The 26080-nt window shown below is 68.6% G+C and carries 26 protein-coding genes and 1 tRNA gene; 15 read left to right on the top strand and 12 right to left on the bottom strand.

Annotated features, from left to right (window positions below; translation table 11 throughout):
* The first annotated feature begins 82 nt into the window (after positions 1-82).
* Both FM069_RS11440 and FM069_RS11445 read left to right on the top strand, forming a co-directional pair.
* On the top strand, positions 83-1411 hold the full coding sequence (locus FM069_RS11440) for a hypothetical protein (protein ID WP_143488439.1): 1329 nt from the start codon (positions 83-85) through the stop codon (positions 1409-1411).
* Complete coding sequence (locus FM069_RS11445) at positions 1408-2061, top strand: LysE family translocator (RefSeq protein ID WP_143488440.1); 654 nt, start codon at positions 1408-1410, stop codon at positions 2059-2061. The genes FM069_RS11440 and FM069_RS11445 overlap by 4 nt, the downstream gene beginning before the upstream one ends.
* Before the next feature lie 6 nt (positions 2062-2067).
* On the opposite strand, the gene FM069_RS11450 is transcribed toward FM069_RS11445, so the two are convergent.
* Complete coding sequence (locus FM069_RS11450) at positions 2068-2892, bottom strand: AraC family transcriptional regulator (protein ID WP_178106723.1); 825 nt, start codon at positions 2890-2892, stop codon at positions 2068-2070.
* A gap of 216 nt (positions 2893-3108) precedes the next feature.
* Between FM069_RS11450 and FM069_RS11455 the strand changes: the two genes are divergently transcribed.
* The 3 genes from FM069_RS11455 to FM069_RS11465 all read left to right on the top strand — a co-directional run bounded on the left by FM069_RS11455 (position 3109) and on the right by FM069_RS11465 (position 6254).
* Complete coding sequence (locus FM069_RS11455; RefSeq protein ID WP_143488442.1) at positions 3109-4527, top strand: sodium:proton antiporter; 1419 nt, start codon at positions 3109-3111, stop codon at positions 4525-4527.
* 134 nt (positions 4528-4661) lie between these two features.
* Positions 4662-5240 carry an RBBP9/YdeN family alpha/beta hydrolase gene (locus FM069_RS11460; RefSeq protein ID WP_143488443.1) on the top strand — a complete coding sequence of 193 codons (579 nt, stop codon included), beginning with the start codon at positions 4662-4664 and terminating at the stop codon, positions 5238-5240.
* Positions 5241-5330: 90 nt separating this feature from the next.
* Complete coding sequence (locus FM069_RS11465; RefSeq protein ID WP_143488444.1) at positions 5331-6254, top strand: sigma 54-interacting transcriptional regulator; 924 nt, start codon at positions 5331-5333, stop codon at positions 6252-6254.
* Between the two features lie 63 nt (positions 6255-6317).
* Here the strand turns inward: FM069_RS11465 and FM069_RS22150 are convergent, their stop codons facing one another.
* A complete protein-coding gene (locus FM069_RS22150; protein WP_325063569.1) occupies positions 6318-6665 on the bottom strand; it encodes an STY0301 family protein in 348 nt (115 codons plus the stop codon).
* Between the two features lie 392 nt (positions 6666-7057).
* Here FM069_RS22150 and FM069_RS11470 point away from each other — a divergent pair, with 392 nt between their 5' ends.
* The gene (locus FM069_RS11470) at positions 7058-7840 is read left to right on the top strand and encodes a MetQ/NlpA family ABC transporter substrate-binding protein (RefSeq protein ID WP_143488445.1); all 783 of its coding nucleotides are present in this window, start codon (positions 7058-7060) and stop codon (positions 7838-7840) included.
* 162 nt (positions 7841-8002) lie between these two features.
* The gene (locus FM069_RS11475) at positions 8003-9193 is read left to right on the top strand and encodes a trans-sulfuration enzyme family protein (RefSeq protein ID WP_143488446.1); all 1191 of its coding nucleotides are present in this window, start codon (positions 8003-8005) and stop codon (positions 9191-9193) included.
* 71 nt (positions 9194-9264) lie between these two features.
* Here FM069_RS11475 and FM069_RS11480 read toward each other — a convergent pair whose 3' ends face one another.
* From FM069_RS11480 to tauA, 5 genes are all read right to left on the bottom strand, one after another.
* On the bottom strand, positions 9265-11289 hold the full coding sequence (locus FM069_RS11480; protein ID WP_143488447.1) for an OPT family oligopeptide transporter: 2025 nt from the start codon (positions 11287-11289) through the stop codon (positions 9265-9267).
* Positions 11290-11690: 401 nt separating this feature from the next.
* On the bottom strand, positions 11691-12524 hold the full coding sequence (tauD, locus tag FM069_RS11485) for a taurine dioxygenase (RefSeq protein ID WP_143488448.1): 834 nt from the start codon (positions 12522-12524) through the stop codon (positions 11691-11693).
* A gap of 36 nt (positions 12525-12560) precedes the next feature.
* Positions 12561-13394: a taurine ABC transporter permease TauC gene (tauC, locus tag FM069_RS11490; RefSeq protein WP_143488449.1), complete on the bottom strand. Its 834-nt coding sequence runs from the start codon at positions 13392-13394 to the stop codon at positions 12561-12563.
* On the bottom strand, positions 13391-14176 hold the full coding sequence (tauB, locus tag FM069_RS11495; protein WP_143488450.1) for a taurine ABC transporter ATP-binding subunit: 786 nt from the start codon (positions 14174-14176) through the stop codon (positions 13391-13393). Before tauB ends, tauC begins: the two co-directional genes overlap by 4 nt.
* A 26-nt stretch (positions 14177-14202) precedes the next feature.
* Positions 14203-15183: a taurine ABC transporter substrate-binding protein gene (gene tauA / locus FM069_RS11500; RefSeq protein ID WP_143488451.1), complete on the bottom strand. Its 981-nt coding sequence runs from the start codon at positions 15181-15183 to the stop codon at positions 14203-14205.
* A 342-nt stretch (positions 15184-15525) separates the two neighbouring features.
* On the opposite strand from tauA, the gene FM069_RS11505 reads away from it, so the two are divergent.
* Positions 15526-15966, top strand: a complete 441-nt coding sequence (locus tag FM069_RS11505; RefSeq protein WP_143488452.1) for a hypothetical protein — start codon at positions 15526-15528, stop codon at positions 15964-15966.
* 11 nt (positions 15967-15977) lie between these two features.
* Here the strand turns inward: FM069_RS11505 and FM069_RS11510 are convergent, their stop codons facing one another.
* The 5 genes from FM069_RS11510 to FM069_RS11530 form a co-directional block, all read right to left on the bottom strand.
* On the bottom strand, positions 15978-16460 hold the full coding sequence (locus FM069_RS11510; RefSeq protein WP_143488453.1) for a DUF3828 domain-containing protein: 483 nt from the start codon (positions 16458-16460) through the stop codon (positions 15978-15980).
* A 531-nt stretch (positions 16461-16991) separates the two neighbouring features.
* Positions 16992-17067, bottom strand: a tRNA-Phe gene (locus FM069_RS11515).
* A gap of 75 nt (positions 17068-17142) precedes the next feature.
* Positions 17143-17415, bottom strand: a complete 273-nt coding sequence (locus tag FM069_RS11520) for an oxidative damage protection protein (protein ID WP_143488454.1) — start codon at positions 17413-17415, stop codon at positions 17143-17145.
* 37 nt (positions 17416-17452) lie between these two features.
* The gene (gene mutY / locus FM069_RS11525; RefSeq protein WP_143488455.1) at positions 17453-18517 is read right to left on the bottom strand and encodes an A/G-specific adenine glycosylase; all 1065 of its coding nucleotides are present in this window, start codon (positions 18515-18517) and stop codon (positions 17453-17455) included.
* A complete protein-coding gene (locus FM069_RS11530) occupies positions 18514-20742 on the bottom strand; it encodes an AsmA family protein (protein ID WP_143488456.1) in 2229 nt (742 codons plus the stop codon). Before FM069_RS11530 ends, mutY begins: the two co-directional genes overlap by 4 nt.
* 221 nt (positions 20743-20963) lie before the next feature.
* On the opposite strand from FM069_RS11530, the gene hisB reads away from it, so the two are divergent.
* The 7 genes from hisB to FM069_RS11565 all read left to right on the top strand — a co-directional run bounded on the left by hisB (position 20964) and on the right by FM069_RS11565 (position 26023).
* Positions 20964-21557 (top strand): imidazoleglycerol-phosphate dehydratase HisB, encoded by a 594-nt coding sequence (gene hisB / locus FM069_RS11535; RefSeq protein WP_143488457.1) that lies wholly within the window; start codon positions 20964-20966, stop codon positions 21555-21557.
* Positions 21557-22195 carry an imidazole glycerol phosphate synthase subunit HisH gene (gene hisH, locus FM069_RS11540; protein WP_143488458.1) on the top strand — a complete coding sequence of 213 codons (639 nt, stop codon included), beginning with the start codon at positions 21557-21559 and terminating at the stop codon, positions 22193-22195. The genes hisB and hisH overlap by 1 nt, the downstream gene beginning before the upstream one ends.
* Positions 22196-22198: 3 nt before the next feature.
* Positions 22199-22459 carry a DUF2164 domain-containing protein gene (locus tag FM069_RS11545; RefSeq protein WP_143488459.1) on the top strand — a complete coding sequence of 87 codons (261 nt, stop codon included), beginning with the start codon at positions 22199-22201 and terminating at the stop codon, positions 22457-22459.
* Between the two features lie 73 nt (positions 22460-22532).
* Complete coding sequence (hisA, locus tag FM069_RS11550; protein ID WP_143488460.1) at positions 22533-23276, top strand: 1-(5-phosphoribosyl)-5-[(5-phosphoribosylamino)methylideneamino]imidazole-4-carboxamide isomerase; 744 nt, start codon at positions 22533-22535, stop codon at positions 23274-23276.
* Between the two features lie 109 nt (positions 23277-23385).
* Positions 23386-24156 carry an imidazole glycerol phosphate synthase subunit HisF gene (hisF, locus tag FM069_RS11555; protein WP_143488461.1) on the top strand — a complete coding sequence of 257 codons (771 nt, stop codon included), beginning with the start codon at positions 23386-23388 and terminating at the stop codon, positions 24154-24156.
* A 182-nt stretch (positions 24157-24338) separates the two neighbouring features.
* A complete protein-coding gene (locus tag FM069_RS11560) occupies positions 24339-25103 on the top strand; it encodes a substrate-binding periplasmic protein (protein ID WP_143488462.1) in 765 nt (254 codons plus the stop codon).
* A gap of 185 nt (positions 25104-25288) precedes the next feature.
* Complete coding sequence (locus tag FM069_RS11565; protein WP_143488463.1) at positions 25289-26023, top strand: substrate-binding periplasmic protein; 735 nt, start codon at positions 25289-25291, stop codon at positions 26021-26023.
* Positions 26024-26080: the final 57 nt, after the last annotated feature.

A 26080-nucleotide genomic window follows, 5' to 3' on the forward strand; every position in this document is an offset into this window, starting at 1 on the left:
CCGCCCATAGCGCAATTTTTTACAAGTCGGGGTTCCCGCCGCGTGCCCACACTGGGGGTTCTCAGTGAGGGGGAGCACCATCATGCGGAATGAAACGTCGATCTTCTGGCCCAGCAGCCATCGGCATTACATCAGCAGTCTGCGGCTGGATGTGGAAGAGACCGGCCTGTCCCGGCGAACCCTGTCCCTGATCCCGCCGCTGCTGAAGATCGTCGACGCGATGCGCGACCTGGAATCCCTGCCGTTCACCCTGACCAGCGAGCTGGAGTCCCTGCGCCGGCGCGCGGCGGATACCCTGGAGGCGATCGCCGACACCCTGCGCGACCCGGCCTCGACGCGAAACCTGTACCTGCGCGCGCAGATTCTGCGGGGCAGCGACCACCGCCAGCTGGCCCAGGAGATCATGGGCAGCCTGGAACAAGAGCTGATCGTGGTCTGCGGGCGCCTGAGCACCTGGCTGGGCAAGTCCTCCGGCTACTACAGCTCGGCGCTGTTCGCGGTGCCGGACGGCCTGTCCCAGGCCATCAGCGACAGCGCCGACGACGCGCTGCCGGCGGCCTTCGAGGAACTTCAGGGGCTGTTCGCCGAACGCCTGGAGCTGCGCCGGCACTTCCCGCTGCAGTGGGCGCGGCTGATCGCGGCGGCCGGGGAGGCCAACCTGTACCCGAAACATTTCGCCTATTTCCTGCCGGAGGACGAGGGCGCCAAGTACTCGCCCAACAAGCGCTCCCTGGTGTTCATGAACACCTACCACGCACTGTTCAACCTGATCACCCAGGAAGAGTCCACCAACCACCTGTACCTGCACGACGCCGAGCTGGACATGGCGGAAATCCCCACCTACCTGGTGGCCTGGTTCCGCGGCCACGACCTGGGCCACTCGATCCTGCGCCCGCAGACCGACTTCCGCCCGCTGAACAAGGTGGACCGGTGGGGCTCCATGCAACTGCAGGAGGCCCTGGCCGACAGCTTCGGCCTGCTGCTGTGCAACACCCGCGCCTGGCGCCAGCGGCTGGGCATGCACAGCGGCATGCTGAGCATGGTGTTCGTGCTGGAGATGCTGCGCTACCTGCGCCGCGACCCCTGCTCGTTCCCCGACGCGGGCGCCGCCTTCATCGAGCTGCAGTTCCTGATCCGCAACGGCTACGCCGACATCGACCGCGAGACCCGCAAGATCAGCACCAGCAGCGAGCGGCTGATGGCCGGCATCGCCGCCCTGCTGGACACCCTCAGCCGCAGTGTGCTGGCCAACGACCTGCCGGCCACCCTGGATTTCATCGAGCGTTACGCGCCGCATCGCAACAGCGAGGCCCTGGACGAGCTGATGCAGCTGCTCGGCCAGTCCAGCCATACCCTCGACTACGTGCAGCCGATCTTCCATTGCGCCGGCCAGGTGGGGGTGTCTCCATGAACCCGGCGTCCAACGGCTTCCTGCTGTCCCTGTCGCTGTGCATGGACATCGGCATCGTCAACATCGCGATGATCACCCTGGCCCTGCAACGCGGTTTCTGGAACGGCTTCTGGCTGGGCTTCGGGTCCTGCGTGGGCGACCTGATCTACGCCCTGCTGGCCCTGGGCGGCATGGTCCTGCTGCTGCAGTTCGAGCCGGTGCGCTGGGTGATGTGGGTGGGCGGCAGCCTGGTGATGCTCTGGTTCACCTGGCGCATGTTCCAGGCGGCGCGCCGGGCGGCGCGGCTGGAGCTGGCCGAGGACACCGGCAGCCGCCGCGACCATGGCCGGCAGTTCCTCCGCGGCCTGCTGCTGGCGTTGTCCTCGCCGTCGGCGATCATCTGGTTCGCGGTGGTGGGCGGCGCGCTGATCGCCAAGTCCGGGTCTGGCGGCGACTGGCGGGTGACCGCGCTGTTTCTCTCGGGCTTCTTCGCCGCCGGGCTGGCCTGGACCATCGCCCTGTGCCTGCTGGCCAACCGCGGCGGCACCCTGCTGGGCGACCGCCTGCTGCAGTTCAGCTACGCAGCCTCGGCGCTGCTGTTCGCCTGGTTCTCCTGGCAGGTGATCACCTCCGGCTACCAGAGCCTGATCGTCGCCCCGCCGCCCGTCTGAGGCGGCCTAGCGAAGGCCGAGGGCCGGCCAGGTGGGCTGGGCGAATCGCCGCGGGCTGGCGCCCACGCACTTGCGGAAGGCGTTGCTGAAGTGGCTCTGGTCGTAGAAGCCCAGGTCGTAGACCACGTCCTGAATGTCCTGCCCGGCGCGCAGGCGCCGCTTCGCCTCCAGCAGGCGCAGCTGCATGTGGTACTTGCAGGGGGTGAGGCCGGTCTGGGCGCGGAACGCCCGCAGCAGGTGGTACTTGCTGACGCCGCTGATGCTGGCCAACTCGTCCAGGGACACCTGGCGGCTCAGGTGTTCGTGCAGGTAATCGGTGAGCAGCAGGTCGCGGGGGCCGGGGGTGGCGTCCGGCAGCGGTTCGTCGTCCCGGCCATCGCCCAGCAGCCGCGCCACCAGTTCGTGGAGCAGCGCATCCAGGGCATCGTGCTGGCCGTGCCGGCCCAGCTGTTCCATTTCCACGATCAGTTGGCTCAGCCGCGGGTCGCGTTGCAGCGGCCGGCGCAGCTCGGGATGGTGGCCGCTGATGAGCCCGCCCTGGGTGGCGATGTCGCGCATCAGGTCCGGACTGAGGTAAAGGGAGATGAATTCCAGCGGCGTGCGCTGGCAGGAATAGGAGGACGCCTGCAGGGCGTTGGGGTTGTAGGCGGTCACCTCGCCGGGGCGCACCTCGAACTCGCGACCGTCCAGCCAGACCGACTCGCTGCCGGACAGGTTCGCGCTGATCACGTACTCGTCGTGGGTATGCTTGGGAAAGGCGTCGGCATTGCTGGCGCGGATGCGCACGATTTCGAGTCCGGCACGACGATACAACCCTATTAGCTTCGGCATGGCGCCACTCCTTGCGAATAGGAAATTCGGTGGGATCGTATCAGTGTGCCAGATAGCCCGGGGCGCAAGGCAACCCCGTCGGTCCTTTCGCCGCAGCGTGGCAGGAAACATCCGGTCGCGCGGCGGGCTAACGCCTTGCCTGCAGGGGTGCTTAAAATCGACGTCTTTTACCGGCGCTGCCCTCGACGCGGTTGCCGCTCAGTACGAGGACCCCCGATGCGCCCATTCCGCCCCGGCCTGCTGTTGCCGATCCTGACGCTGCTTCCCGGCCTGGCCCTGGGCGCCGAGCTCGACGGCGCGTCCCTGAGCCTCGCCTGGACCCTGCCGTTCGCCGGCATCCTGCTGTCCATCGCGTTGTTCCCGCTGTTCGCCGCAGGTGTCTGGCACCACCACTTCGGCAAGATCGTCGCGCTCTGGAGTCTGGCCTTCCTGGGGCCGTTCGTGGCCGTGCACGGGCTCCACGACAGCGCTGTCCTGGTGGCCCACGCGCTGATCGCCGAGTACATCCCGTTCATCGTCCTGCTGTTTGCCCTCTACACCATTTCCGGCGGCATCCTGGTCTGGGGCCACCTGCACGGTTCCCCGCGGCTCAACACCGGCCTGCTGGCCATCGGCACCCTGCTGGCGTCGCTGATGGGCACCACCGGGGCGGCGATGCTGCTGATCCGGCCTTTGTTACGGGCCAACGAAAACCGCCAGAACAAGGTCCACGTGGTGGTGTTCTTCATCTTCCTGGTGGCCAACGTGGGCGGCGGCCTGACGCCCCTGGGCGACCCGCCGCTGTTCCTGGGTTTCCTCAAGGGGGTCGACTTCCTCTGGACCGTGGAGCACATGGCACTGCCGGTGCTGATCGCGTCCCTGGCCCTGCTGACGGCGTTCTACCTGTTGGACCGCCACCTGTACCGGCGCGAGGACCCGGTGAAGACCGCGGACATTTCCCGTGACACCCCACTGCGCCTGTATGGCAAGGCGAACGGCCTGCTGCTGCTGGGGGTGATCGGCGCGGTGCTGATGTCCGGCCTGTGGAAGCCCGGCATCGGCTTCCACGTGCTGGGCACCGAGGTACAGGTGCAGAACCTGCTGCGCGATGGCCTGCTGCTGGCCTTGGCTGCTGCATCCCTGCTGCTGACCCCGCGCCAGGTGCGGGCCGGCAACGAATTCAACTGGGCGCCGATCCTTGAGGTGGGCAAGCTGTTCGCCGGGATCTTCGTCACCATCGCCCCGGCCATCGCCATCCTCCGGGCCGGCCGGGAGGGGCATCTGGCGGGGCTGGTGACGCTGGTGAGCGACGCCGACGGCGCGCCGCTGGACCTGATGTACTTCTGGATGACCGGCCTGCTCTCCAGCTTCCTCGACAATGCGCCCACCTACCTGGTGTTCTTCAACCTGGCCGCGGGGGACGCCACGACTCTGATGCAGCAACTCCCCGGCACGCTGCTGGCGATCTCCATGGGCTCGGTGTTCATGGGCGCCCTGACCTACATCGGCAACGCGCCGAACTTCATGATCAAGGCGATCGCCGAGCAGCGCGGGGTGGCGATGCCCAGCTTCTTCGGTTACCTGCTCTGGTCCTGCGCGATTCTCCTGCCGTTGTTCGCGCTCATGAGCGTGGGGTTCTTCGTGCTGGCGACCTAGGATCGGCCTGCGCCGGAGAAGGACGGAACAAAGCGAATTAGCTTATAAGTAATAAATAAATAATTTCTTATTACTTAACAGTTATATGAACGGTGCCTAGACTGGCCCCCATCGCCAGCCAAGGAGGTGCCGCCATGGGCAGCCAAGCCGTTCGTTATCTGATCCTGCCAGGATGGCAGGGCTCGTCCGATGCCCACTGGCAGAGCCACTGGCAGCGCAGCCTGCCCAATGCGGCGCGGGTCGAGCAGGCCGACTGGGACCAGCCCGATGCCCAGGCCTGGGTAGCGGAGCTGGAGCGGCAGGTGGCCGCCGAGGACGCCCCGACGATCCTCATCGCCCATAGCCTGGGCTGCGTCACCGTGGCGCGCTGGGCGACCCGGGCCACCCGCTCCCTGCCGCGGGTGCGCGGCGCGCTGCTGGTGGCGCCCGCGGACGTGGAGCGGCCCGGCTGCCCGGACGTCCTGCGCGGCTTCGCGCCGATCCCCCGCCAGCCGCTGCCGTTCCCGGTGCAGGTGGTGGGGTCCGACAACGACCCGGCCTCCAGCGCCGGCCGCACCCTGCAACTGGCCCGGGAGTGGGGCGCCCAGGCGGCGATCCTCAGTGGCGCCGGGCACATCAACGTGAAGTCCGGGCACCACCGCTGGGAACAGGGCTTCGCCCACCTCTACCGCCTGCAGAACCGCATCGAGCAGATGCAGCGCCGACGCGCCTGATCCGCGTCGTCCTCCGCCCTTTTCCGCCACGCCGCGGGCGCCCGTCCGGGGCGCCTGCCCGCGTTCGCTTCACCGTTTCGAGAGACCGCCATGAGCCGATTCCATACCCCCCTGCCCCCCCTGCTGACCTTCGCCGATGCCGACCGCAGCCCGCTGAGCATCCGCGCCCGCGCCCTGGTGTTCGTCGACGCCCGTTCGCGGCGCCTGCGGGAAGACGTGGAGGCCTTGGCGCCCGGCAGCGTGCCGGTGCTGATCCGCGGCGAGATGGGCACCGGCAAGGAGCTGCTGGCCCGCCACATCCACCGCGGCAGCGAGCGGCCAGGGCTGTTCGTGGCGGTCAACTGCGGCGCCATCAGCAAGGCCCACGCCGAGGCCGAGCTGTTCGGCCACGTCGCCGGCACGCACCCGGGCTCCGCCAGCAGCCGCGCCGGCTGGTTCGGCTCGGCCAATGGCGGCACCCTTTACCTGGACGAGATCGGCGACCTGCCCCTGCCGCTGCAGGCCAAGCTGCTGGCGGTGCTGGAGAGCCGCGAGGTGGTGCGGGTGGGCAGCCGCCAGCCGACACCGGTGGACGTGCGCCTGGTGGCCGCCACCAGCATCGACCTGGCCCAGGCGGTAAGGGCTGGCAAGTTCGACGGCCGCCTGTACCGCTACCTAGAGGCCGGCGCCCTGGAACTGCCGCCGCTGCGGGAGCGGCCGGGGGATATCCTGCCCCTGGCGGAATACTTCCTCGGCATCTACGCCCAGCGCCTGGACCTGCCCCTGCCGCTGATCGGCGCCGATGCCCAGGCGGCGCTGGAGCAGTACGCCTGGCCCGGCAACACCCGTGAGCTGGAGAACAGCATCCATTTCGCCCTGCTGGTGAGCGACGGGGAGGAAATCCTGCCCCGCCACCTCAACCTGCCGGCGGCCGCCGGGGTGGCGGTCCTGGAGGCGAACCTGCGCGCCCTGGCGGCCGACCCTGCCCAGCGCGAACGCTTGCAGCGGCTGCTGGTGGCGCTGACGGACGCCTGAGGTCGCCGTTTTTTTCCCAAACCCGTGACCACCCGCTGGGCCGGCTTTCATCAGGGCCCGGCATCACTCGCAGGCGAAGCGTTCTATCCGCGGCGTGTGGTAGTCAACGCGCTCGGTCAGGGTGCAGCGCGTCACCCGGGCGGGAAGGGGCTGGCTCAGCAGGGTCAGGCTCTTCTGGTAGGTGCAGGCGAGCCAATAGCCCTGGCTGTCAGGCGTCAGGACCCAGGTAGTCACGCGCCGGGCACCGTGGGTGCGGCTGGACGCGGGAGTAAGGCTACCCCGCCGTTCGGGCGGGCCGATGTAGAGCGCCATGTCCTCCAGGTTGCGATCTGTCCCTCGATCTACCGAGACGTGCCAGGGGGCCAGGGGCGCCGAGACAGTCTCGGTGGCATCCAGCACCTCCGGACACACATAGTCGCCCGCCAGGAGCTATGCCGGCAGCAGGGCGGCCAGCATGCTCGTCCACCCGGTCTTACGGGGTGAGGGTGGGTGTCGCTTCAAGTTCGATGAGTCGTACATTCTCGTTTCTCGCTCGAAAGGCGCCGTCTACAAGCGTCCGCCGCCGTCTGCGGATAGTCATCGGCAGGGGGCCGAAGTCCGTATCCGCCGGGGTTGTGGTCATCGCTCTGTCGAGCGCACCGCCGTTGGAAATACTTATGCAAATATGAACTTAAATTTAGTAAAAATATTATTTCTAAGGAATAAGCATTCCTCGTACTGTGCGCCCCATGCCAGCCATCGTTTTGCTGGCACCTTTCACCGGTTCTCTCGTTTCGGGCCGTTGCCCTCTTAAGGATTGCTCCATGAAGAAGACGTTGCTGTTGACCGCGCTGGCCGCTGCCCTGAGTGCCACCCTTGCCCAGGCGGGCGAGAAGCTGCAAGTCGCCGCCACCCCGGTGCCCCATGCGGAAATCCTCGAGCTGGTGAAGCCGCAGCTGGCCAAGGAAGGGATCGACCTGGAGATCAAGGTGTTCACCGACTACGTGCAGCCCAACCTGCAGGTGGACCAGAAGAACCTCGACGCCAACTACTTCCAGACCAAGCCCTACCTGGACAACTTCAACGCCGGCAAGGGCACCCACCTGGTGATCGTCCAGGGTGTGCACGTGGAACCCTTCGGCGGCTATTCGAAGAAGTACAAGACCCTAGCCGAGCTGCCGGACGGCGCCACCGTCGCCATCCCCAACGAAGGCAGCAACAGCGGTCGCGCCCTGCTCCTGCTGCAGAAGGCCGGCCTGCTGAAGCTGAAGGACCCGGACAACGCCCTGGCCACCCCGAAAGACATCGCCGAGAACCCCAAGCACCTGAAGTTCAAGGAGCTGGAATCGGCCCTGCTGCCGCGGGTGCTGGACCAGGTGGACCTGGACCTGATCAATACCAACTACGCCCTGGAAGCCAAGCTCAACCCGGTGCGTGACGCCCTGGTGCTGGAAGACCGCAACTCCCCCTACGTGAACTACCTAGTCGCCCGCCCGGACAACAAGGACAGCGATGCCATCAAGAAACTGGCCGCCGCCCTGACCAGCCCCGAGGTGAAGAAATTCATCGAGGAGAAATACCAGGGCGCGGTCGTCCCGGCGTTCTGATCGCCCGCAGAAGCCCACGGCGGTGAGGAGGCCGTTACCTTCCTCGCCTCTGCTTGCGCCGGCCCGGTCACTCCGAGCCGGCGTTTTTTTGTCCGCGCCGCCCCGGCATCCCGCCTTTGCTACAGTGGCGCCCCTGACGAAGCGGCCTTCCAGGAGTACCCCATGTCCGATTCCAAACCCGGCGTTTCCACCCGCGCCGTGCACAGCGGCAACGCCATCGATCAGCGGATGGTCACCCGGGCCAAGAGCCTGCCGATCTACGAGACCTCGGTGTTTGTCTACGAGTCCCTGGCCCAGGTGGACGACTTTCTCGCCGGCAACCCGGACAACTACATGTACACCCGCCTGGGCAACCCCAACACGGCGGCTCTGGAGGCGTTGATTCGCGACCTGGAAGGGGGCGAGGCGGCCCTGTTCTCGGCGTCCGGGATGGCCTCGGTGAGCGCGGCGCTGATGGGCCGACTGGGCGCCGGCGACCATCTGATCGCCAGCCGCGAGCTGTATGGCACCACCCAGAGCCTGATCGAGAAGGAGCTGAGCCGCTTCGGCATCGGCGCCACCCTGGTGGACATCGGCGACCTGGCGGCGGTGGAGGCCGCCATCACCCCGGCCACCCGGCTGATCTACACCGAGACCGCCTCCAACCCGCTGGTGCGGGTCAGCGACGTGCCGGCGCTGGCGGCCCTGGCCCGGCGCCGCGGCCTGAAGCTGATGGTGGACAATACCTTTCTCTCGCCAGCCCTGTACCAGCCCCTGGCGGATGGCGCCGACCTGGTGCTGCACAGCACCACCAAGTACCTCAACGGCCACAGCGACGCCACCGGTGGCATCCTGGTGGGGGATGCCGAGTGGATCGCCCAGGCGCGGCGCTTCCAGATCAACGCCGGCGGCAGCGCCAGCCCCTTCGAGGCCTGGCTGACCTTCCGCGGCGCGAAGACCCTGGCCCTGCGCATGAAGGCCCATTCGGCCAATGCCCAGGTCCTGGCCGAGGCGCTGGAGGCCCATCCGCAGGTGGCGCGGGTGCACTACCCGGGGCTCACCTCCCACCCGGACCACGCCCTGGCGGGCCGGCTGTTCCCGAAGGGCGCTTCGGGCATGCTCAGCTTCACCCTGCGCGGCGGCCTGGAACAGGTGGACCGGCTGATCCAGGGCCTGCAGCGCACCGCCTTCGCGCCGTCCCTGGCGGGGGTCGCCAGCAGCATCACCCACCCGGGCAAGACCTCGCACCGTGCCCTGTCGGCCGAGGCCCTGGCCGAGCTGGACATCCACGACGGGACCATCCGCGTGTCGATGGGCATCGAGGACGCCGAAGACATCGTCGCCGACTTCCGCCAGGCCCTGGATCGCCTCTGACCCGAGCAGCGGTGCCGCACAGGAAAACGGCCGCATCAGCGGCCGTTTTCGTCAGGGGCGGGGCGCCTGCCTCAGGTGCGGCGGTCGCGCACGTAGGCGTTGAACGCCACGCAGATCAGCACGAAGACGATCAGCCCCAGCCACTCGGCGGTGCCCTCGAAGCCCGCGCCCACCAGGGCCAGCGGAGCGTCCTTGCCGGTGGTGCCGATCAGCGCCGCCAGCAGGATGCCCATCAGGCTCTCGCCGACGATCAGCCCCGAGGCCAGCAGCACGCCGCGCCGGCGCGGTTCCTCGGCATAGGCGTCGAAGTCGGCGCCTGCCGCCGCGGCGCGCCGCTTGAGGCGGTTCTCCACCAGCCAGGACAGCAGCGCGCCCACCACCAGGGTCATGCCGATGGTGGGCGGCAGGTAGATGCCCAGGCCCACGGCCAGCACCGGCAGGCTGGCCTTGCCGGTACGACGCAGCATCACGTCCACCAGGATCAGCGCGATCCCCAGCACCACGCCGATGAGGATCATGTTCCAGTTCAGGGCGTCGCGGAAAATGCCGCTGGCGATGGCGGTCATCAGGGTCGCCTGGGGCGCCGCCAGGGCCTGCTGCGGGTCCATGCCGGGCCGGGGCAGGGCGCCGACGAAGCCATAGGCGTTGTACAGCAGGTCGAGCACCGGCGGGATTACCAGGGCGCCCACCAGGCAGCCGACGATCAGCGCCACCTGCTGGCGCCAGGGAGTGGCGCCCACCAGGTAGCCGGTCTTCAAGTCCTGCAGGTTGTCGTTGGAGATGGCCGCGATGGCCAGCACCACCGCGGTGGTGAACAGCGCCAGGGCGATGGCCAGCTTGCCACCGGTACGCTGCAGGAACTCACCCTCCACGCTGCCCATGGCGAGGATCAGCAGGGAGACCAGGATCACCGCGATGATGCCGATGCCGGAGATCGGGCTGCTGGACGAACCCACCAGGCCGGCCATGTAGCCGCAGGCGGCGGCGATCAGGAAGCCGAAGATGAAGGCGAACACCACGCAGCCGCCCACCAGGCCCCAGAAGGCGAAGCCGGACAGGTCCGGCGCGGCGCTGTGGAGGAACTGGGCGAACACGCCGAACAGCGCCAGCAGCAGCAGGCCGGCGATGCCGAGGATGGCCTTGGCCGGCAGGTCGCGCTCGGTGCGCAGCTCGCTGGCCGGGCTGTCGCCGCGCACCGCCCGCAGGGAAATCCACACCCCTTCCACCATGGGCTTGAACAGCGTGGCCAGGGTCCACAGGGCGGCGACGCCGATGGTGCCGGCGCCGAGGAAGCGCACCTGGCTGCTCCACAGCGAGGTGGCCAGGGCGCTGAGGGACTGGCCGTCCTGCAGGGTGCTGTTGACGGTCAGCAGCGGCACCGCCACGCCCCAGCAGATCAGCACGCCGACCAGGATCGCGACGCCGGCGGTGATGCCCATCATGTAGCCGGCGCCCACCAGGGCCAGGGAGAAGCCGGTGCTGAAGCGGAAGGCCGCCTGGCCGGCGTTGACCCACAGGCTGATACTCTCGCTGAGCACCCGGAAGCCGCTGCTGCAGAGGCTGAACGCGGCGGCGATCACCCCGCCGGTGACGATGTCGCGCATGCCCGGGCCGTTGCCCGTGGTGGCCGGCGCGCCGTCCTCGCCGCTGCCGACCCGGAGGATTTCCGCCGCGGCGACGCCTTCGGGGTAGGGCAGGGCGCTCTGCACCACCATGACCCGGCGCAGCGGGATGGTGTAGAGCACGCCGAGGATGCCGCCGATGGCGCAGATCGCGGCGGTCTGCCAGAACGGGAAGCCGGCCCAGTAGCCGATCAGCAGCAGGCCCGGGAGGATGAAGATGATCGACGACAGGGTGCCGGCCGCCGAGGCCTGGGTTTGCACCATGTTGTTCTCGAGGATGTTGGAGCCGGAGAAGTAGCGCAGCACCGCCATGGAGATCACCGCGGCGGGGATCGACGAGGCGAAGGTCAGGCCGACCTTGAGGCCCAGGTAGACGTTGGACGCGGTGAAGACCACGGTGATCAGCGCGCCGAGGATCAACCCGCGCAGGGTCAGCTCGGCAAGACTTCGTTCGGCGGGTACAGCGTTCAGCATGGGGGCTCTCCTTGCGGTGCAGCACCTGCGGCGAGGCGGGGCGGCCGGCAGGATCGGTGGACGGGTGATGCGATCGGCGGGATGCGGATGGCACGGGGGACGGCGGACGCCGTTTCGAGCACGCGAGCATAGCGGCCGCCGCGCGGTCTGGATATCCACGCAGGCGACGTCGACTTCCGCGATATGGACGCGAACCTGTGCCGAAGCCGCATCCTGACCGAGGCCCGCGCCCGGTCCGTGGCATGACGCCACAGCCAGGCCGTCAGAGGGGGGTGGGGTGAAAGGGGCCATCGCGTCCAGCAAGGGCCGGGCAGCGCGTCCTGCCGGGGCGCTTGCAGGAAAGCGCCGGTCACGGCGACCGGCGCGCGGGTCTCGCGGTGTTCGCCCGAAGGCGCCGGTTCTCAGGCCGGTACGTCGCCGAGGATGGTGGCGCGGTGCATGACCCGCCGGTGCGGGCGGTAGTCGTCCACCGCGTAGTGCTGGGTGATGCGGTTGTCCCAGAAGGCCAGGTCGTGGGCCCGCCAGCGCCAGCGCACGGTGAATTCCGGGCGGCTGGCGTGGGCGAAGAGGAAGCGCAGCAGGGCGTCGCTCTCCGCCGCCGACAGCTGCTCGATGCGGGTGGTGAAACCGTCGTTGACGAACAGCCCCTTGCGCCCGGTGACCGGGTGGGTGCGCACCACCGGGTGGGCCCGGGGCGGGTGGTCCCGTTGCGCCTGCTCGTAGCGGGCCAGGGCCTCCGGGGTGTTGCCGAAGCGCTCGCGGGGAAACGAGCGGGTCAGGTCGTGGATCGCGGTGAGGCCGTCCAGCATCGCCCGCAGCGGTGCCGAAAGGGCCTCGTAGGCGGCGCTGCTGCTGGCCCACAGGGTATCCCCGCCGTGATCCGGCACCTCCCGGGCGCTGAGCACCGCGCCCAGGGCCGGGGTTTCCAGGAAGGTCACGTCGGTGTGCCAGATGGCGTTGTCGCGCACGTCGGTGACCGCGGTGTCCAGCACCAGGATTTCCGGCTGCTCCGCCACGTGGGGGTAGATTGGGTGCACGTGCAGGTCGCCGAAGCGCCGGGCGAAGCGTGCCTGCTGCTCCGGGGTGAGGGGCTGGTCGCGGAAGAACAGCACCTGGTGATCCAGCAGGGCGCGCTCCAGCGCCTGGTACTGCGTGTCCGCCAGGATGCGGGTCAGGTCCACACCCTCGACGAGGGCGCCGAGGGCAGGGGTCAGGGGCGTGATCTGCAGGGTCATGTCGGGAGTCCTGAAGGGGGCCGCGGGGTCGGAGGGTTACTGGCCCTGGCCGTGCCAGGGCACCAGCCGGCGCTGCAGGGCGCGCAGGCCGAGTTCGAGGGCGAAGGCCACCAGGGCGATGATCAGAATGCCCAGCACCACCACGTCGGTGACCAGGAACTGCGCCGCCGACTGCACCATGAAGCCCAGGCCGCGGGTGGCGGCCACCAGCTCGGCGGCCACCAGGGTCGACCAGCCGACCCCCAGGCCGATACGGATGCCGGTGAGGATATCCGGCAGGGCGCTGGGCAGGATCACGTGGCGCAGCAGCTGGGTGCGCCGGGCGCCCAGGGACTGGGCCGCCCGCAGGCGTGCCGGGTCGACGTTGCGCACCCCGTTGGCGGTGGCGATGGCGATGGGGGCGAAGATCGCCAGGTAGATCAGCAGCACCTTGGACAGCTCGCCAATGCCGCACCAGATGACGATCAGCGGCAGGTAGGCCAGCGGCGGGATCGGCCGGTAGAACTCGATCAGCGGATCGAGGACACCCCGGGCGATGCGGTTGCGGCCGATGGCCAGGCCCACCGGGATCGCCGTCGCCAGCGCCGCCAGCAGGCCCAGGGCGATGCGGCCGAGGCTGGCGCCGATGTGCTGCCAGAGGCTGGCGTCCAGGTAGCCCTCGCGGCTCAGTTGCCAGAGCTTGCCCAGCACGGCGCCGGGCGACGGCAGGAACAGCGGCTCGATCAGGCCGAGGGCGGTGACTGCCCACCAGACCAGCAGCAGGGTGCCGAGGGTGGCGGCCCCCAGCAGGCCGAGGCTGGCGGGGCGCCGGGTACGCCGGCGGGTGGTTTCGGCGAGGGCGGGCGTGGTCAGGGTGGCGTCGAGGCTCATGCCGGGCTCCTCTGCTGGCGTTCGGCGAAGACCCGCGCCAGCACGTGCTCGCGGGCCTCGATGAACAGCGGGTCGGACTTGATCGACCGGACGCTCTCGCCGGCGCCGTGGCGGCGGCCGAAGTCCAGGCTCAGGCGCTCGACGATGCGCCCGGGCGCGGGCGCCAGGAGGATCAGGTCGGTGGCGAGGAAGACCGCTTCCTCGATGTCGTGGGTGATCAGGAACACCGGCTTGGCGGCGCGCTGCCAGACCTGCAGGAGCAGCGCCTGCATCTGCTCGCGGGTGAAGGCGTCGAGGGCGCCGAACGGTTCGTCCAGCAACAGCAGGCGCGGGTCGGCGGCCAGGGCACGGGCGATGCCGACCCGCTGCTTCTGGCCACCGGAGAGCTGCCAGACGCGGCGCGTGGCGAAATCGGCGAGCCCCACCAGGGCCAGCAGCTCACGGGCCCGGGCCTCCCGCTGCAGGCGCGGCACCCCGGCCAGCTGCAGACCGAAAGCGACGTTGTCCAGCACGTCCTGCCAGGGCAGCAGGGCGTCGTCCTGGAACACCACGCCGCGCTCGGCGGACGGCCCCTCCACCGTCGCGCCATCGAGGCTGATGCGCCCGGCGCTGGGGGCGACGAAGCCGGCGATCAGGTTGAGCAGGGTGGTCTTGCCGCTGCCCGACGGCCCCAGAGCCACCAGCAGCTGGCCCGGCCCCAGGTCGAACGAGAGGTCCGCCAGGACCGGTTCCTGCTGGCCGGGGTAGGTGGCGCTCACCCGATGCAGTTGCAGAAGGGCCATGTGCTGCGCTCCTCGCCGGTCGCCGCTCAGCGCGGCAGGAACCGGCTGCTGACGTAGGCGGAATAGTCGTCGCGGACGCTGTCCACCTTGCCTTGTTCCTTGAGGAAGGCGGCGGTTGCGGCGATGTCGCGGGCGGTCTCGCCGTCCAGCAGCGGCTTCTGCGCGGCGGCTTCCGGGAAGGCCGAGCCGGCCAGCAGGGCCGGCACGTCCTTGACGTCGGAGCCGGTCAGCCGGGCGATCTTCGCGGCGTTCTCGGAGCCTTCGCCCCAGGCCGAGGGGTTGGCGTTGTAGTCGGCGAAGGCCTGCAGGCTGACCTTGGCGAACTGCGCCACCACCTCGGGATGCTGCTCGGCGAAATCCTTGCGCGCCACCCAGACCTCGAAGGTCGGCGCGCCCCACTGGCCCACCTCGGCGGCATCGGTGAGCACCTTGCCGGTCTTCTGGATCTCGCCCAGGGCCGGCGACCAGACGAACGCGCCGTCGATGTCGCCACGCTTCCAGGCGGCGGCGATCTCCGCCGGGTTGAGGTTCACCACCTTCACCTGGCCGGGCGCGATGCCCCAGTGCTTGAGGGCGCCCAGCAGGCTGTAGTGGGAGGTGGAGACGAACGGCGTGGCGAGGGTCTTGCCGCGCAGGTCCTCGGGTTTGTCGATGCCGCTGCCGGTGCGCACCACTAGCGCTTCGGCCGAATGGATCTGCGCGGAGACGATGAAGGCGACGAGGGGCAGGCCCCGGGATGCCGCCGCGGCCAGGGGGCTGGAGCCGAGGTTGCCGATCTGCACGTCGCCCGAGGCGATGGCGGTGAGCACCTCCGGCCCGCTGTTGAAGCGGCGCCAGTCCAGCGGCTGGCCGATGGCCTTCTCGTAGGCGCCGTCCGCCTGGGGCACCTTGGTGGGGTCGATGCCGGTCTGGTAGCCGATGGTGATGTCGGCGGCCTGGGCGACACCGCCCAGCACGGCCAGGGACAGGGCCGCCAGCAGGCGGCGGGGGAATGCGAACGGGATCATGACGGGCTCCTCGCCGGACAGTCGTGCCGGCAACGGAGCGTGACCGGACCACGGAAAAGGAAAACGAGACTGCGATCCGGTGGTCCGGTGAGGAGAAGCTAAACGATCTAAAAATTCTGAAATAAATACTTATTTGGAATTAGCTTAGGCAGCCGTGTTCGCCCGGTTCGGGTGATGGAAGGGCCGGCTGTGGCGCGGCGTGGCGGCTTGCGAGTCAGGGACATCCGGGAAGCCGCTCGGTAGACGGGTAGCGCCATTGGCGAAGGGGCGCGGCGCGGCCCATTGCAAGGCTGGAAGAGGACGCCGAGACTGGCCCTTCCTTCCGTGTCAGGAGCGATACACATGGACGCCCGTTGGTTGTGCCCCCTCGCCTTGCTGCTGGCGGGACCCCTCCAGGCCGCCAGCGTGCTCAAGTGCGTCGATGCCACCGGCAACGTCACCTTCACCCAGAAGGTCTGCCCCGGCGGCTACCGGCTGGAGCGCCAGCTCGAGGTGGTCAACGAAGCGCCCCGGGGCAGCGGCGCGCCAGTGCTCATGGCCGAGCCTCCGCCCCCTGCGCCGATCCAGGCACCGGCTCCGGTAGTAGTCGCGCCACCCCGTTCGGTCGCCCCGCCGCCCCTGCCGCCGCCCCGGGATTCGTCCTACATCCGCTCCCCGGACCTGCCCTACTACCCGCCGGCCTGGCCCTCCGCCCCGATGTGGCACCACCGCCCGCCGCCACCTCCGAAGGAGCCGCCACCGCCGCCCCCGCCGGCGATCCGGGGGATGCCAACGCGGGATTGAGCGACGAAGGGCTAATCGGGCTGGGCAACGCAGGGGTCGTCCTGCGTTTCGGCGTTGTCCGCACAGAGGCGTTGCACACGTTGAATCTTCCAGCCGTCCGTTTCATGGCGCATCTGGACGGACAGACGGTGTTGGCTCTCGGGGGTGGTACCCAAAGTAATGGAAAGCGTGGCCACATCGCCGTCCTGCTTGGCGGGGGTCGATGCGATATTGCCTGGCCAATCTTCGAGATAGTCCTGGGCCTTCAGGAAATAGTCCGATCCCGCGTCATCCATGCGCATGTCTTTCCTGAGCGCCTTGAACCGTGAGGCCGAGACATAGGCCGACAGGGTTTTCCGGTCCCTGCCAGGTTCCTGATTGGACTCCAGCGATTTCAAGTACCAACGATAAAACGCCACGGCCCTTGTCTCGGGTTCCGCCGGGCCGGCGAAGGTCGAACCGGGGCCGAGCAGCAACGCGAGCAGGAGCGCAAAAGAGGGAATTCGCTTGGGCATGGGGGTCGAACCGTCCTTTTCAATTGTTCTGTTTGAGCGATCGGTAGAGGGCGAATCCGGTCCTTGCCCCGTAAGCGGGGTCGGGTAGAAGCCGTGCAGCTGCTTGAGTCAGCTACCCCGATACGCCCGTTGAACATCGCCCCTATGCCTGTCCTCGTGGCCAGGAATGCCTTGGATAATGACGATGTCGCCCACCACAGGGAAGGTCGAGCCGGCCCTTCTGGAGATGCCCGCAGCGAGCGGTCGGCGCCCGTGCGATCAAATGAAATTCGCCCGTGTGGCGGTACAAACAGAAGGGCGCATGGGGTGTGATACCTGCGAATCAAAGATGCGATGGATCTGCTCACGTCTTGCTTCACCCACGTCCCGGTTGTCGAGTTCGACCGAGGGCACAGCACGGGGCCCCGCGTGGCCGAAGGTGCTTGGGAGTCTGCACATCCCTTGCGAGGGATATGACCGTGGGAAAACACCAGGCATAAAAAAACCGGCCCTTGGGCCGGTTCTTCGTATCCACCTGGGTGGACTATGTCTTGGTGCCCAGGGACGGAATCGAACCGCCGACACGGGGATTTTCAATCCCCTGCTCTACCAACTGAGCTACCTGGGCAACGGGGCGCATTAAACGGATTTCGCGAGGGGGTGTCAAGCCGGACGCGAAAAAATTTTCAGGCTTTACGGACGTTTACGCGCTGGGCGGGACATAGCCGTCGGCCTGGGCGTAGGCCTCGCCAGACAGGAACTTGTCCATCTCGGCCTGGAGGAACTTGCGATCCTCGGCGTTCATCATGTTCAGCCGGCGCTCGTTGATCAGCATGGTCTGGTGCGCCTGCCACTCGTCCCAAGCCTTCTTCGACACGTTGGCGTAGATGTCCTCGCCCTTGGCGCCCGGGTAGGGCGGGCGGTCGAGGCCCGGCAGGTCTTCGTGGTACTTGCGGCAGTGGACGGTGCGGCTCATGGGGGTTCTCCTGCGGTGTCACGGGCATCGCCGGCGTTCAGGCCGGCTGTACCGTCAATTCGGCTTCCGCGCGCTTGAGCAGTTTCTTCACCGGGGCTGCGAGGCCCAGGCGCGGCGGGGTGGCGAGGTTATACCAGAGCCAGTCGGCCTCGACCACGGCGGGCGCCTCGCCCTCGACCCGCACCAGCCAGGGCTCGATGGCCAGCTGGAAATGGCTGAAGGTGTGCACCAGGCCGGGTAGCGCGCGGCGTTCGCCCAAGGCCAGGCCGTGGCGCTGGGCGAGGGCGTCCAGCGCCTCCTGGCCGTCCAGCTCCGGCAGACTCCAGAGGCCGCCCCAGAGGCCGGTGGACGGGCGCCTGTAGAGCAGCACGGTGCCGTCTTCCCGCACCAGCAGGGGCATCAGCGTGCGTTTCTGCGGCAATTCCTTGCGCGGCTTCGGCCACGGGTATTCGGTCTCGCGGCCCAGCAGGTGGGCGCGGCAGCCGGCCTGCACCGGGCACAGCAGGCACAGCGGCCGGCTGCGGGTGCAGAGGGTGGCGCCAAGGTCCATCATCGCCTGGGTGTAGTGGGCGACCCGCTGCGTCGGCGTCAGGCGTTCGGCGATGGCCCACAGCTGGCGGGCTACCTTGGGTTCCCCCGGGTAGCCCTCCTGGGCCACGTAGCGGGCCAGGACCCGCTTGACGTTGCCGTCGAGGATCGGTGCGCGCAGGCCCATGCCCAGGCTGGCGATGGCGCCGGCGGTGGAGCGGCCGATGCCGGGCAGCTCGGCGAGCCGGTCCACGTCCCGCGGGAATTCGCCGCCGAAGCGCTCCACCACCTCCTTCGCCGCCTTCTGCAGGTTGCGCGCGCGGCTGTAGTAGCCGAGCCCGGTCCACAGGTGCAGCACTTCGTCCTCCGGCGCGGCCGCCAGGGCCTCCACGGTGGGCAGCGCCTGCATGAAGCGGTCGAAGTAGCCGAGCACGGTGGCCACCTGGGTCTGCTGCAGCATCACCTCGGACACCCACACCCGGTAGGGGGTGACGGCCTGCTGCCAGGGCAGGTCCTTGCGCCCGTGGCGGTCGTACCAGTCGAGGACGGCGCTGGAGAACTGCTCGGGGCTCATCGCTTGAACAGGCCCTTGAGCGCGTCCTTGAGTTCCGGGCTCACCTTGTCGCCGAGCTTCTCCTCGATCTTCTCGTTGAGCTTGTCGCCGGCCACCTTGGCGGCGACCTTGCCCAGGCCCTCCTTGTCCAGCCGGCACGCCTTGGCGCCCAGCTCCAGCGGGCCGCGGCAGCGCAGCGGCCATTCCAGGCCGACGTAGCGTTTGTTCACCTGGCAGGCCGGGTCGGGCATGGCGTGCTGGTCGCCCTCGATGATCACGCCGACGCGGTAGTCCATGCCCAGCACCCGCAGGTCCAGGTCGCCCTCGCCGTTCACCGTCAGGCCGGGGATGCGCACCTTGAGGTCGGGATTGGTGGCCACGCCGTTGCGCACGGTGAGGGTGCCCTTGAGTTCGTCGAAGGGGGTGTCACGGCCGCGGGGCTCGCCGCTCAGGGGCTTGCGGTTGAGGGTGGCGATGCCCTGGCAGAGCTGCTGCTCCAGGTTGGCGTCGGGCAGCATGCCCTTGTCCAGGGCGAAGCTGGCGGTACCGTCGAGGGCGTCGATCCAGGCCTTCTCGCTGTTGCCGCGGGTCTGGAAGTCGCCGTTCAGGGACAGTTGGCCCTTCACCGGCGGCTTCGGCTGCTGGGTCTTCAGCAGTTTCTCCACCGGCACGCCGGCGAGTCGCGGCTGCACGCTCAGGGTCGGCATGTCGGTGCGGGCATCCAGGGCGCCCTTGATGTCAACGTTGCCGTTCCACAGGTCGGCGCGCAGCGTCTTGAGGGTCAGCAGGCCGGCCTTGGCGTCCAGGGCGAGGGCGGCGCCTTCCAGGGGCAGGCGCTGTACGGTCAGTTGACCGACGCCCAGGTCCGCCTCCAGGTCCAGCTTGCGCAGACGCTCCAGGGGCAGCAGCGGCGTTTCGCTCCAGGCCTGCTGGGAGGGCGCGTCGGGCAGCGGCGTGGTGCCGGCGGCGCCGGCCTCGGCGACGCTGGCCTGTACCTGGTTCTGGCGCGCGGCGCTTGCGCCCTCGGCGGCCTTGTCCTGGGGCGGCAGGTAGCGGTCCAGGTCCAGCCGGTCGCCCTTGAGCTGCACGCGCAGGGCCTGGCGGGCGAGGTCGGGCGAGGCGACGCGGCCGCTGAAGCGGCTGTCGTCCAGCTTCAGCTTGAGGTCGTCCAGCACCAGGCTGTTGGGCGTGCCGCTCAGGCGGCTGGAGAACTCCAGGCTGGCGAGGGTCTTGGGATCGGCCATGGGCGGCAGCTGGACGCCGATGCCGTCGAGGAAGGCCCGCAGCTCCAGCGGCGCGATGGACAGCCCGCCCTCCAGCTTGGGCGCCTTGTCCAGGTCGCGCACCTTCAACTCGCCCAGCAGGCGCAACTGGTTGGCGGAGAGCTTCAAGCCGTTCCATTCGGCCACCTGGGCCGCCTGGTCCAACAGCAGCTGGCCCTGGGCGGAGAAGGTAACGGTCTTGCCGGCCAGCGGCTCGCCGGACGCCTCGCCGCCGAACTTGGCATCCTCCAGCTGGTAGCGCTTGAGCACCCGGTCGAAGCGCAGGTTGCCGGTGAGTTCGGTCTTGGCCCGCAGCACCGGCTGGTTGGTGCCGAAGAAGCCGGTGAATTTGAGGGGGATGCTGGCGCCCTCGCGGATCGCCCTAGTGCTCAGCTGCGCGCTTTCCAGGCTGTACTGCTGGCCGCTGGCGGCGTCGTGGTAGTCGAGGCGGGCGTCGTTGACGGTCAGGCTGTCGATGTCCAGCTTCAGCGGTCGTGCCGGCTGCTCGGGTTCCGCCGGCGGGGCGGGCGGCGCCTCGGGGGCATCGCCGGCGGGCGGGACGGGCGTTCCGGGCGGCGGCACCTGGCGGCCGATGCCCTCCCAGTTGCCGTGGCCCTGCTCGTCGCGCTGCAGGGTGAGGTTGAGCCCCTCGACGCGGATGTCGCTCATCTGCACCTGCTTGCGCAGCAGCGGCATCACCCGCACCGAAAGCCCCAGCATGCGCACGTCGGCGAACGGCTTCTGCGGGCTGCTGGCGCTGGCCACCGTGGTGTCGTGCAGCTCCAGGCCGAGCCAGGGGAACAGGCTCCAGCCGATCTCGCCGTTGAGGGTCAGGTCGAGGTTGGCCTTGTCGTGGGCCAGGCGCCGGATGTCGTCCTTGTAGTCGTTGGGATCGAACAGGTGAGTCAGGGCGAAGCCGAGAGCCACGAGGATCAGCAACAGTCCGAGGAATAACAGGCCCAGGATTTTGCCGAGCGCTTTCATGACGCGTCCTTTGAGGTCTTCGGTGGATGGCCGCGAGTATAACCCGCGCGGTCTGCCGGTCAGGGCAAGCCTTGGAGGGGCACGCCGGCGGGCGGTTCCCTGGCGGGCCGGGCGCGGCGGCTCTGGCGCTCCGTCGCGGGGGCGGGCGGGCAGCTTCAAGGTTTCGCGATTATCGGCCTATAATGCCGGCCCTTTCGCCCCCTGATTTCGCGGAGTTGCTGATGGCCGAACGTACGGCGTCCGTCGAGCGCAATACCCTGGAAACCCGGATCAAGGCTTCGATCAACCTGGATGGCACCGGTCAGGCACGCTTCGACATCGGCGTGCCCTTTCTCGAGCACATGCTCGACCAGATCGCCCGCCACGGCCTGATCGACCTGGACATCCACTGCAAGGGCGACCTGCACATCGACGACCACCACACCGTCGAGGACGTCGGCATCACCCTGGGCCAGGCCTTCGCCCAGGCCATCGGCGACAAGAAAGGCATCCGCCGCTACGGCCATGCCTACGTGCCCCTGGACGAGGCGCTGTCGCGGGTGGTGATCGATTTCTCCGGCCGCCCCGGCCTGCACATGCACGTGCCCTACACTCGCGCCAGCGTCGGCGGCTTCGACGTGGACCTGTTCATGGAGTTCTTCCAGGGCTTCGTCAACCATGCCCAGGTGACCCTGCACATCGACAACCTGCGCGGGCACAACACCCATCACCAGATCGAGACGGTCTTCAAGGCCTTCGGCCGCGCCCTGCGCATGGCCATCGAGCCGGACGAGCGCATGGCCGGGCAGATGCCGTCCACCAAGGGGTGCCTGTGATGCAGACGGTGGCCGTCATCGACTACGGCATGGGCAACCTGCACTCCGTAGCCAAGGCCCTGGAGCACGTGGGTGCCGGCCGGGTCCTGGTGACCAGCGACGCCGCGGTGATCCGCGAGGCCGACCGGGTGGTGTTCCCCGGGGTCGGCGCGATCCGCGACTGCATGGCGGAGATCCGCCGCCTGGGCTTCGACCAACTGGTCCGCGAGGTCAGCCAGGACCGCCCGTTCCTCGGCATCTGCGTGGGCATGCAGGCCCTGCTGGAGCGCAGCGAGGAGAACGCCGGGGTCGACTGCATCGGCCTGTTCCCCGGTCAGGTGCGCTTCTTCGGCAAGGGCCTGCGGGAAGACGGCGAGCTGCTCAAGGTGCCCCACATGGGCTGGAACGAGGTGCAGCACAGCCTCGACCATCCCCTCTGGCACGCCATTCCCGACCGCGCCCGCTTCTACTTCGTGCACAGCTACTACATCGAGGCGGGCAACCCGCGGCAGGTGGCGGGGCGCGGTCACTACGGCGTCGACTTCGCCGCGGCCCTGGCCGACGGCTCGCGCTTCGCCGTGCAGTTCCACCCGGAGAAGAGCCACACCTGCGGGCTGCAACTGCTGCAGAACTTCGTCGCCTGGGATGGGCGCTGGTAAGCCATGAGCCGCGGCCGGGCGAAGGCGCCGATCCTGCAACTGGACGCGGCCCAGGAGCAGGCGGCGGTCACCCTCATCCAGCGCGTGCTGGAAGACCGGTTCGAGGTGTCCCTGGGCTCGTTCGAGGCCCAGGAACTGCTGGAGCTGTTCGCCAGAGAGCTGGCGCCGCACTACTACAACAAGGCGATCCTCGACGTGCAGACGCACCTCCGGGAGCGCTTCGAAAGCATCGAGAGCGACCTCTGGGCCCTCGAGAAACCCTGACGACCCCCGCCGGGCCGCGGGCCGCCGCCCCTTGCGCCGGTTCCGCGCCCGTTGCGCCTGCGAAGGAACAGACATGCTGATCATTCCCGCTATCGACTTGAAGGACGGCGCCTGCGTGCGCCTGCGCCAGGGCCGCATGGACGACTCCACGGTGTTTTCCGACGATCCGGTGAGCATGGCCGCCCGCTGGGTGGACGCCGGCTGCCGGCGCCTGCACCTGGTGGACCTCAACGGCGCTTTCGAGGGCCAGCCGGTGAACGGCGAGGTGGTCACCGCCATTGCCCACCGCTACCCCGACCTGCCGATCCAGATCGGTGGCGGCATCCGCAGCCTGGAGACCATCGAGCACTACGTGCGGGCCGGGGTCGCCTACGTGATCATCGGCACCCAGGCGGTGAAGCGCCCGGAATTCGTCGGCGAGGCCTGCCGGGCCTTCCCCGGCAAGGTGATCGTCGGCCTGGACGCCAAGGACGGCTTCGTCGCCACCGACGGCTGGGCCGAGGTCAGCCAGGTACAGGTGATCGACCTGGCGCGGCGCTTCGAGGCCGACGGGGTGTCCGCCATCGTCTACACCGACATCGCCAAGGACGGGATGATGCAGGGCTGTAACGTCGAGGCCACCGCGGCCCTGGCGCAGGCCACGCGGATCCCGGTGATCGCGTCCGGCGGCATTCACAACCTGGGCGACGTCCAGGCGCTGCTGGACGCCAACGCGCCGGGCATCATTGGCGCCATCACCGGCCGGGCGATCTACGAGGGCACCCTGGACGTGGCCGAGGCCCAGGCCCTCTGCGACCTGAAAGACAAGGTGGAGTGACGGCGCCTGCCGTCCTTTTCGGAGCCGGGCCAGTGGGAAGACCGCAGGGCGGCTTCCCCGGCCCTGGTGGGCGCGCGATGCGTTGCCCACCCTACGTGAGAGCATTGACATGGCACTGGCCAAACGCATCATCCCCTGCCTCGACGTGGACAATGGCCGCGTGGTGAAGGGCGTCCAGTTCGAGAACATCCGCGACGCCGGCGACCCGGTGGAGATCGCCCGGCGCTACGACGAGCAGGGTGCCGACGAGATCACCTTCCTCGACATCACCGCCAGCGTCGACGGTCGCGACACTACCCTGCACACCGTGGAGCGCATGGCCAGCCAGGTGTTCATCCCGCTCACCGTGGGCGGCGGCGTGCGCACCGTGCAGGACATCCGCAACCTGCTCAACGCCGGGGCCGACAAGGTGTCCATCAACACCGCCGCGGTGTTCAACCCGGAGTTCGTCGGCGAGGCCGCCGCCCGCTTCGGGTCCCAGTGCATCGTGGTGGCCATCGACGCGAAGCGGGTCAGCGGCCCCGGCGTAACGCCGCGGTGGGAAATTTTCACCCATGGCGGGCGCAAGCCCACCGGCCTGGACGCGGTGGATTGGGCGCGCCGGATGGAAGACCTGGGCGCCGGCGAGATCCTGCTCACCAGCATGGACCAGGACGGCATGAAGAACGGCTTCGACCTGGGCGTGACCCGCGCCATCAGCGAAGCGGTGGGCATTCCGGTGATCGCCTCCGGCGGCGTCGGCACCCTTGAGCACCTGGCGGCCGGCATCCTCGAAGGCAAGGCGGACGCCGTGCTCGCCGCGAGCATCTTCCACTTCGGCGAATACACCGTGCCCCAGGCCAAGGCATACCTGGCCGAACGAGGCATCGTGGTGCGCTGAAACGGTGCATGCCCTGCGCGCCGTTCGGGTGCCGGGCGATGGCATATGAATTGCTGGGCAATGGTTGGGAGCGGCTCATGGGCCGTTCCGGCGGGTCTGCGATCCGCCGCCAGGGAGGGTGATCGCGGGCGAATGCCCGCCGGAGCAGGGACGCTTCCGACCACTCGTTGCGGGCGCTCGCCATGCCGAAGACACGCTGCGTATCCCTCGTTCTGCTGCTCTGCGCGTTCCTGATCAATTCCACCGCCTGGGCGGCCGACGCCGGCGATGTTCAGCCGGTGACCCTGCTGACCGAGAACTTCCCGCCGTTCAACATGGCCCAGGGCGGCAAGAACTTCGCCCGCGATCCCGACGTGTCGGGCATCAGCACCGAACTGGTGCGGGAGATGTTCAAGCGCGCCGGCGTCCGCTACAACCTCAGCCTGCGCTTCCCCTGGGACCGCATCTACAAGCTGACCCTGGAAAAACCCTACTACGGGTTGTTCTCCACCACCCGCACCCCGGAGCGCGAGGCGCTGTTCAAGTGGGTCGGCCCGTTGGTGAAGAACGAATGGGTGCTGCTGGCCCGGCCCGACAGCCCGATCGCGGTCAAGGACCTCAAGGAGGCCGCGGCCTACCGGGTCGGCGGCTACAAGAACGATGCGGTGAGCGAATACCTGCAGACCCAGGGGGTGCCCACCAGCAACACCCTGCGCGACCAGGAGAACGTCACCAAGCTGGAGCGCGGGCAGATCGACCTGTGGGCCACCAGCGACCCGGCAGGGCTCTACCTCGCCCGCCAGGCCGGCGTCACCGGCCTGAAGACGGTGCTGCGCTTCAAGAGCGTGGAGATGTACCTGGCCCTGAACAAGGACACCCCGGACGCCCTGGTGCAGCGCCTGCAGGGCGCCCTGGACCAGATGGACCGGGACGGCGAGGCGGAGCGCATCCGCAGTGCCTACCGCTGACGGGATGCGAACCGGTGTGCAACTTCGTCGGCAGGTCGCGATTCTGCCCGAAGGCGGTTGAAACTCGACAGCCAGGCGGCTGGCGCTCCGTTAAACTACTGGGCCTGCGTCCGGCCTTATTCGCAGTCATGCCACGACGGCCATGCGCGCCCCATCCGTCCTGTCTCTTCCGAAATGGAGTTTCTATGTCCATCGCCCGGCTCCTAGCCGTTGTCCTGATGTCGCTCGGCGCCACGCTCGCCCGCGCCGAATCCCTGGTGCTGCTCACCGAAAACCTGGCGCCGTTCAACATGAGCAGCAACGGCAGCAACTTCGCCAAGGACGATGCCGTGAAGGGCATCAGCGCCGATACCCTGCGCCTGGTCTGCGAGCGGGCCGGGGTCGAGTGCCAGATGATCCTGCGCTTCCCCTGGGACCGGGTGTACCAGCAGGCTCTGAAGGACACGGGCTACGGCCTGTTCTCCGCCGCCCGTACTCCCGAGCGCGAAGCCCTGTTCAAGTGGGTGGGGCCCATCGCCAGCAACGACTGGGTGCTGCTAGGCCGCGCCGACACCCCCATCAGCGTCAACAGCCTGCAGGACGCCGCCAAGTACCGCATCGGCGGCTACAAGGGCGATGCGATCAGCCAGCACCTGATCGACCGCGGCCTGGCGGTGGAGACCTCGCTGCGGGACAACGAGAACGTGAAGAAGCTGGAGAAGGGCCAGATCGACCTGTGGGTCACCGCCGATCCCAGCGGTTCCTACATGGCGCGCCAGGAAGGTCTTTCCGACATCAAGGTGGTGCACCGTTTCCATACCGCCGATCTGTTCCTCGCCCTGAACAAGGACACGCCCGACGATCTGGTGCGCAAGTTGCAGACGGCGCTCGACGCCCTGCGCGCCGAAGGCGCCCTGGAGAAGGTGCGCGCCAGCTATTGATGGCCTTTCGCCGGCAAGGGCTGGGCGGTCCTGCCGGCGCTGGGTATGCTCTCGTCG

Origin of the sequence: Pseudomonas mangiferae (assembly GCF_007109405.1) — a bacterium.
In the GTDB taxonomy this organism is placed as follows: domain Bacteria; phylum Pseudomonadota; class Gammaproteobacteria; order Pseudomonadales; family Pseudomonadaceae; genus Pseudomonas_T; species Pseudomonas_T mangiferae.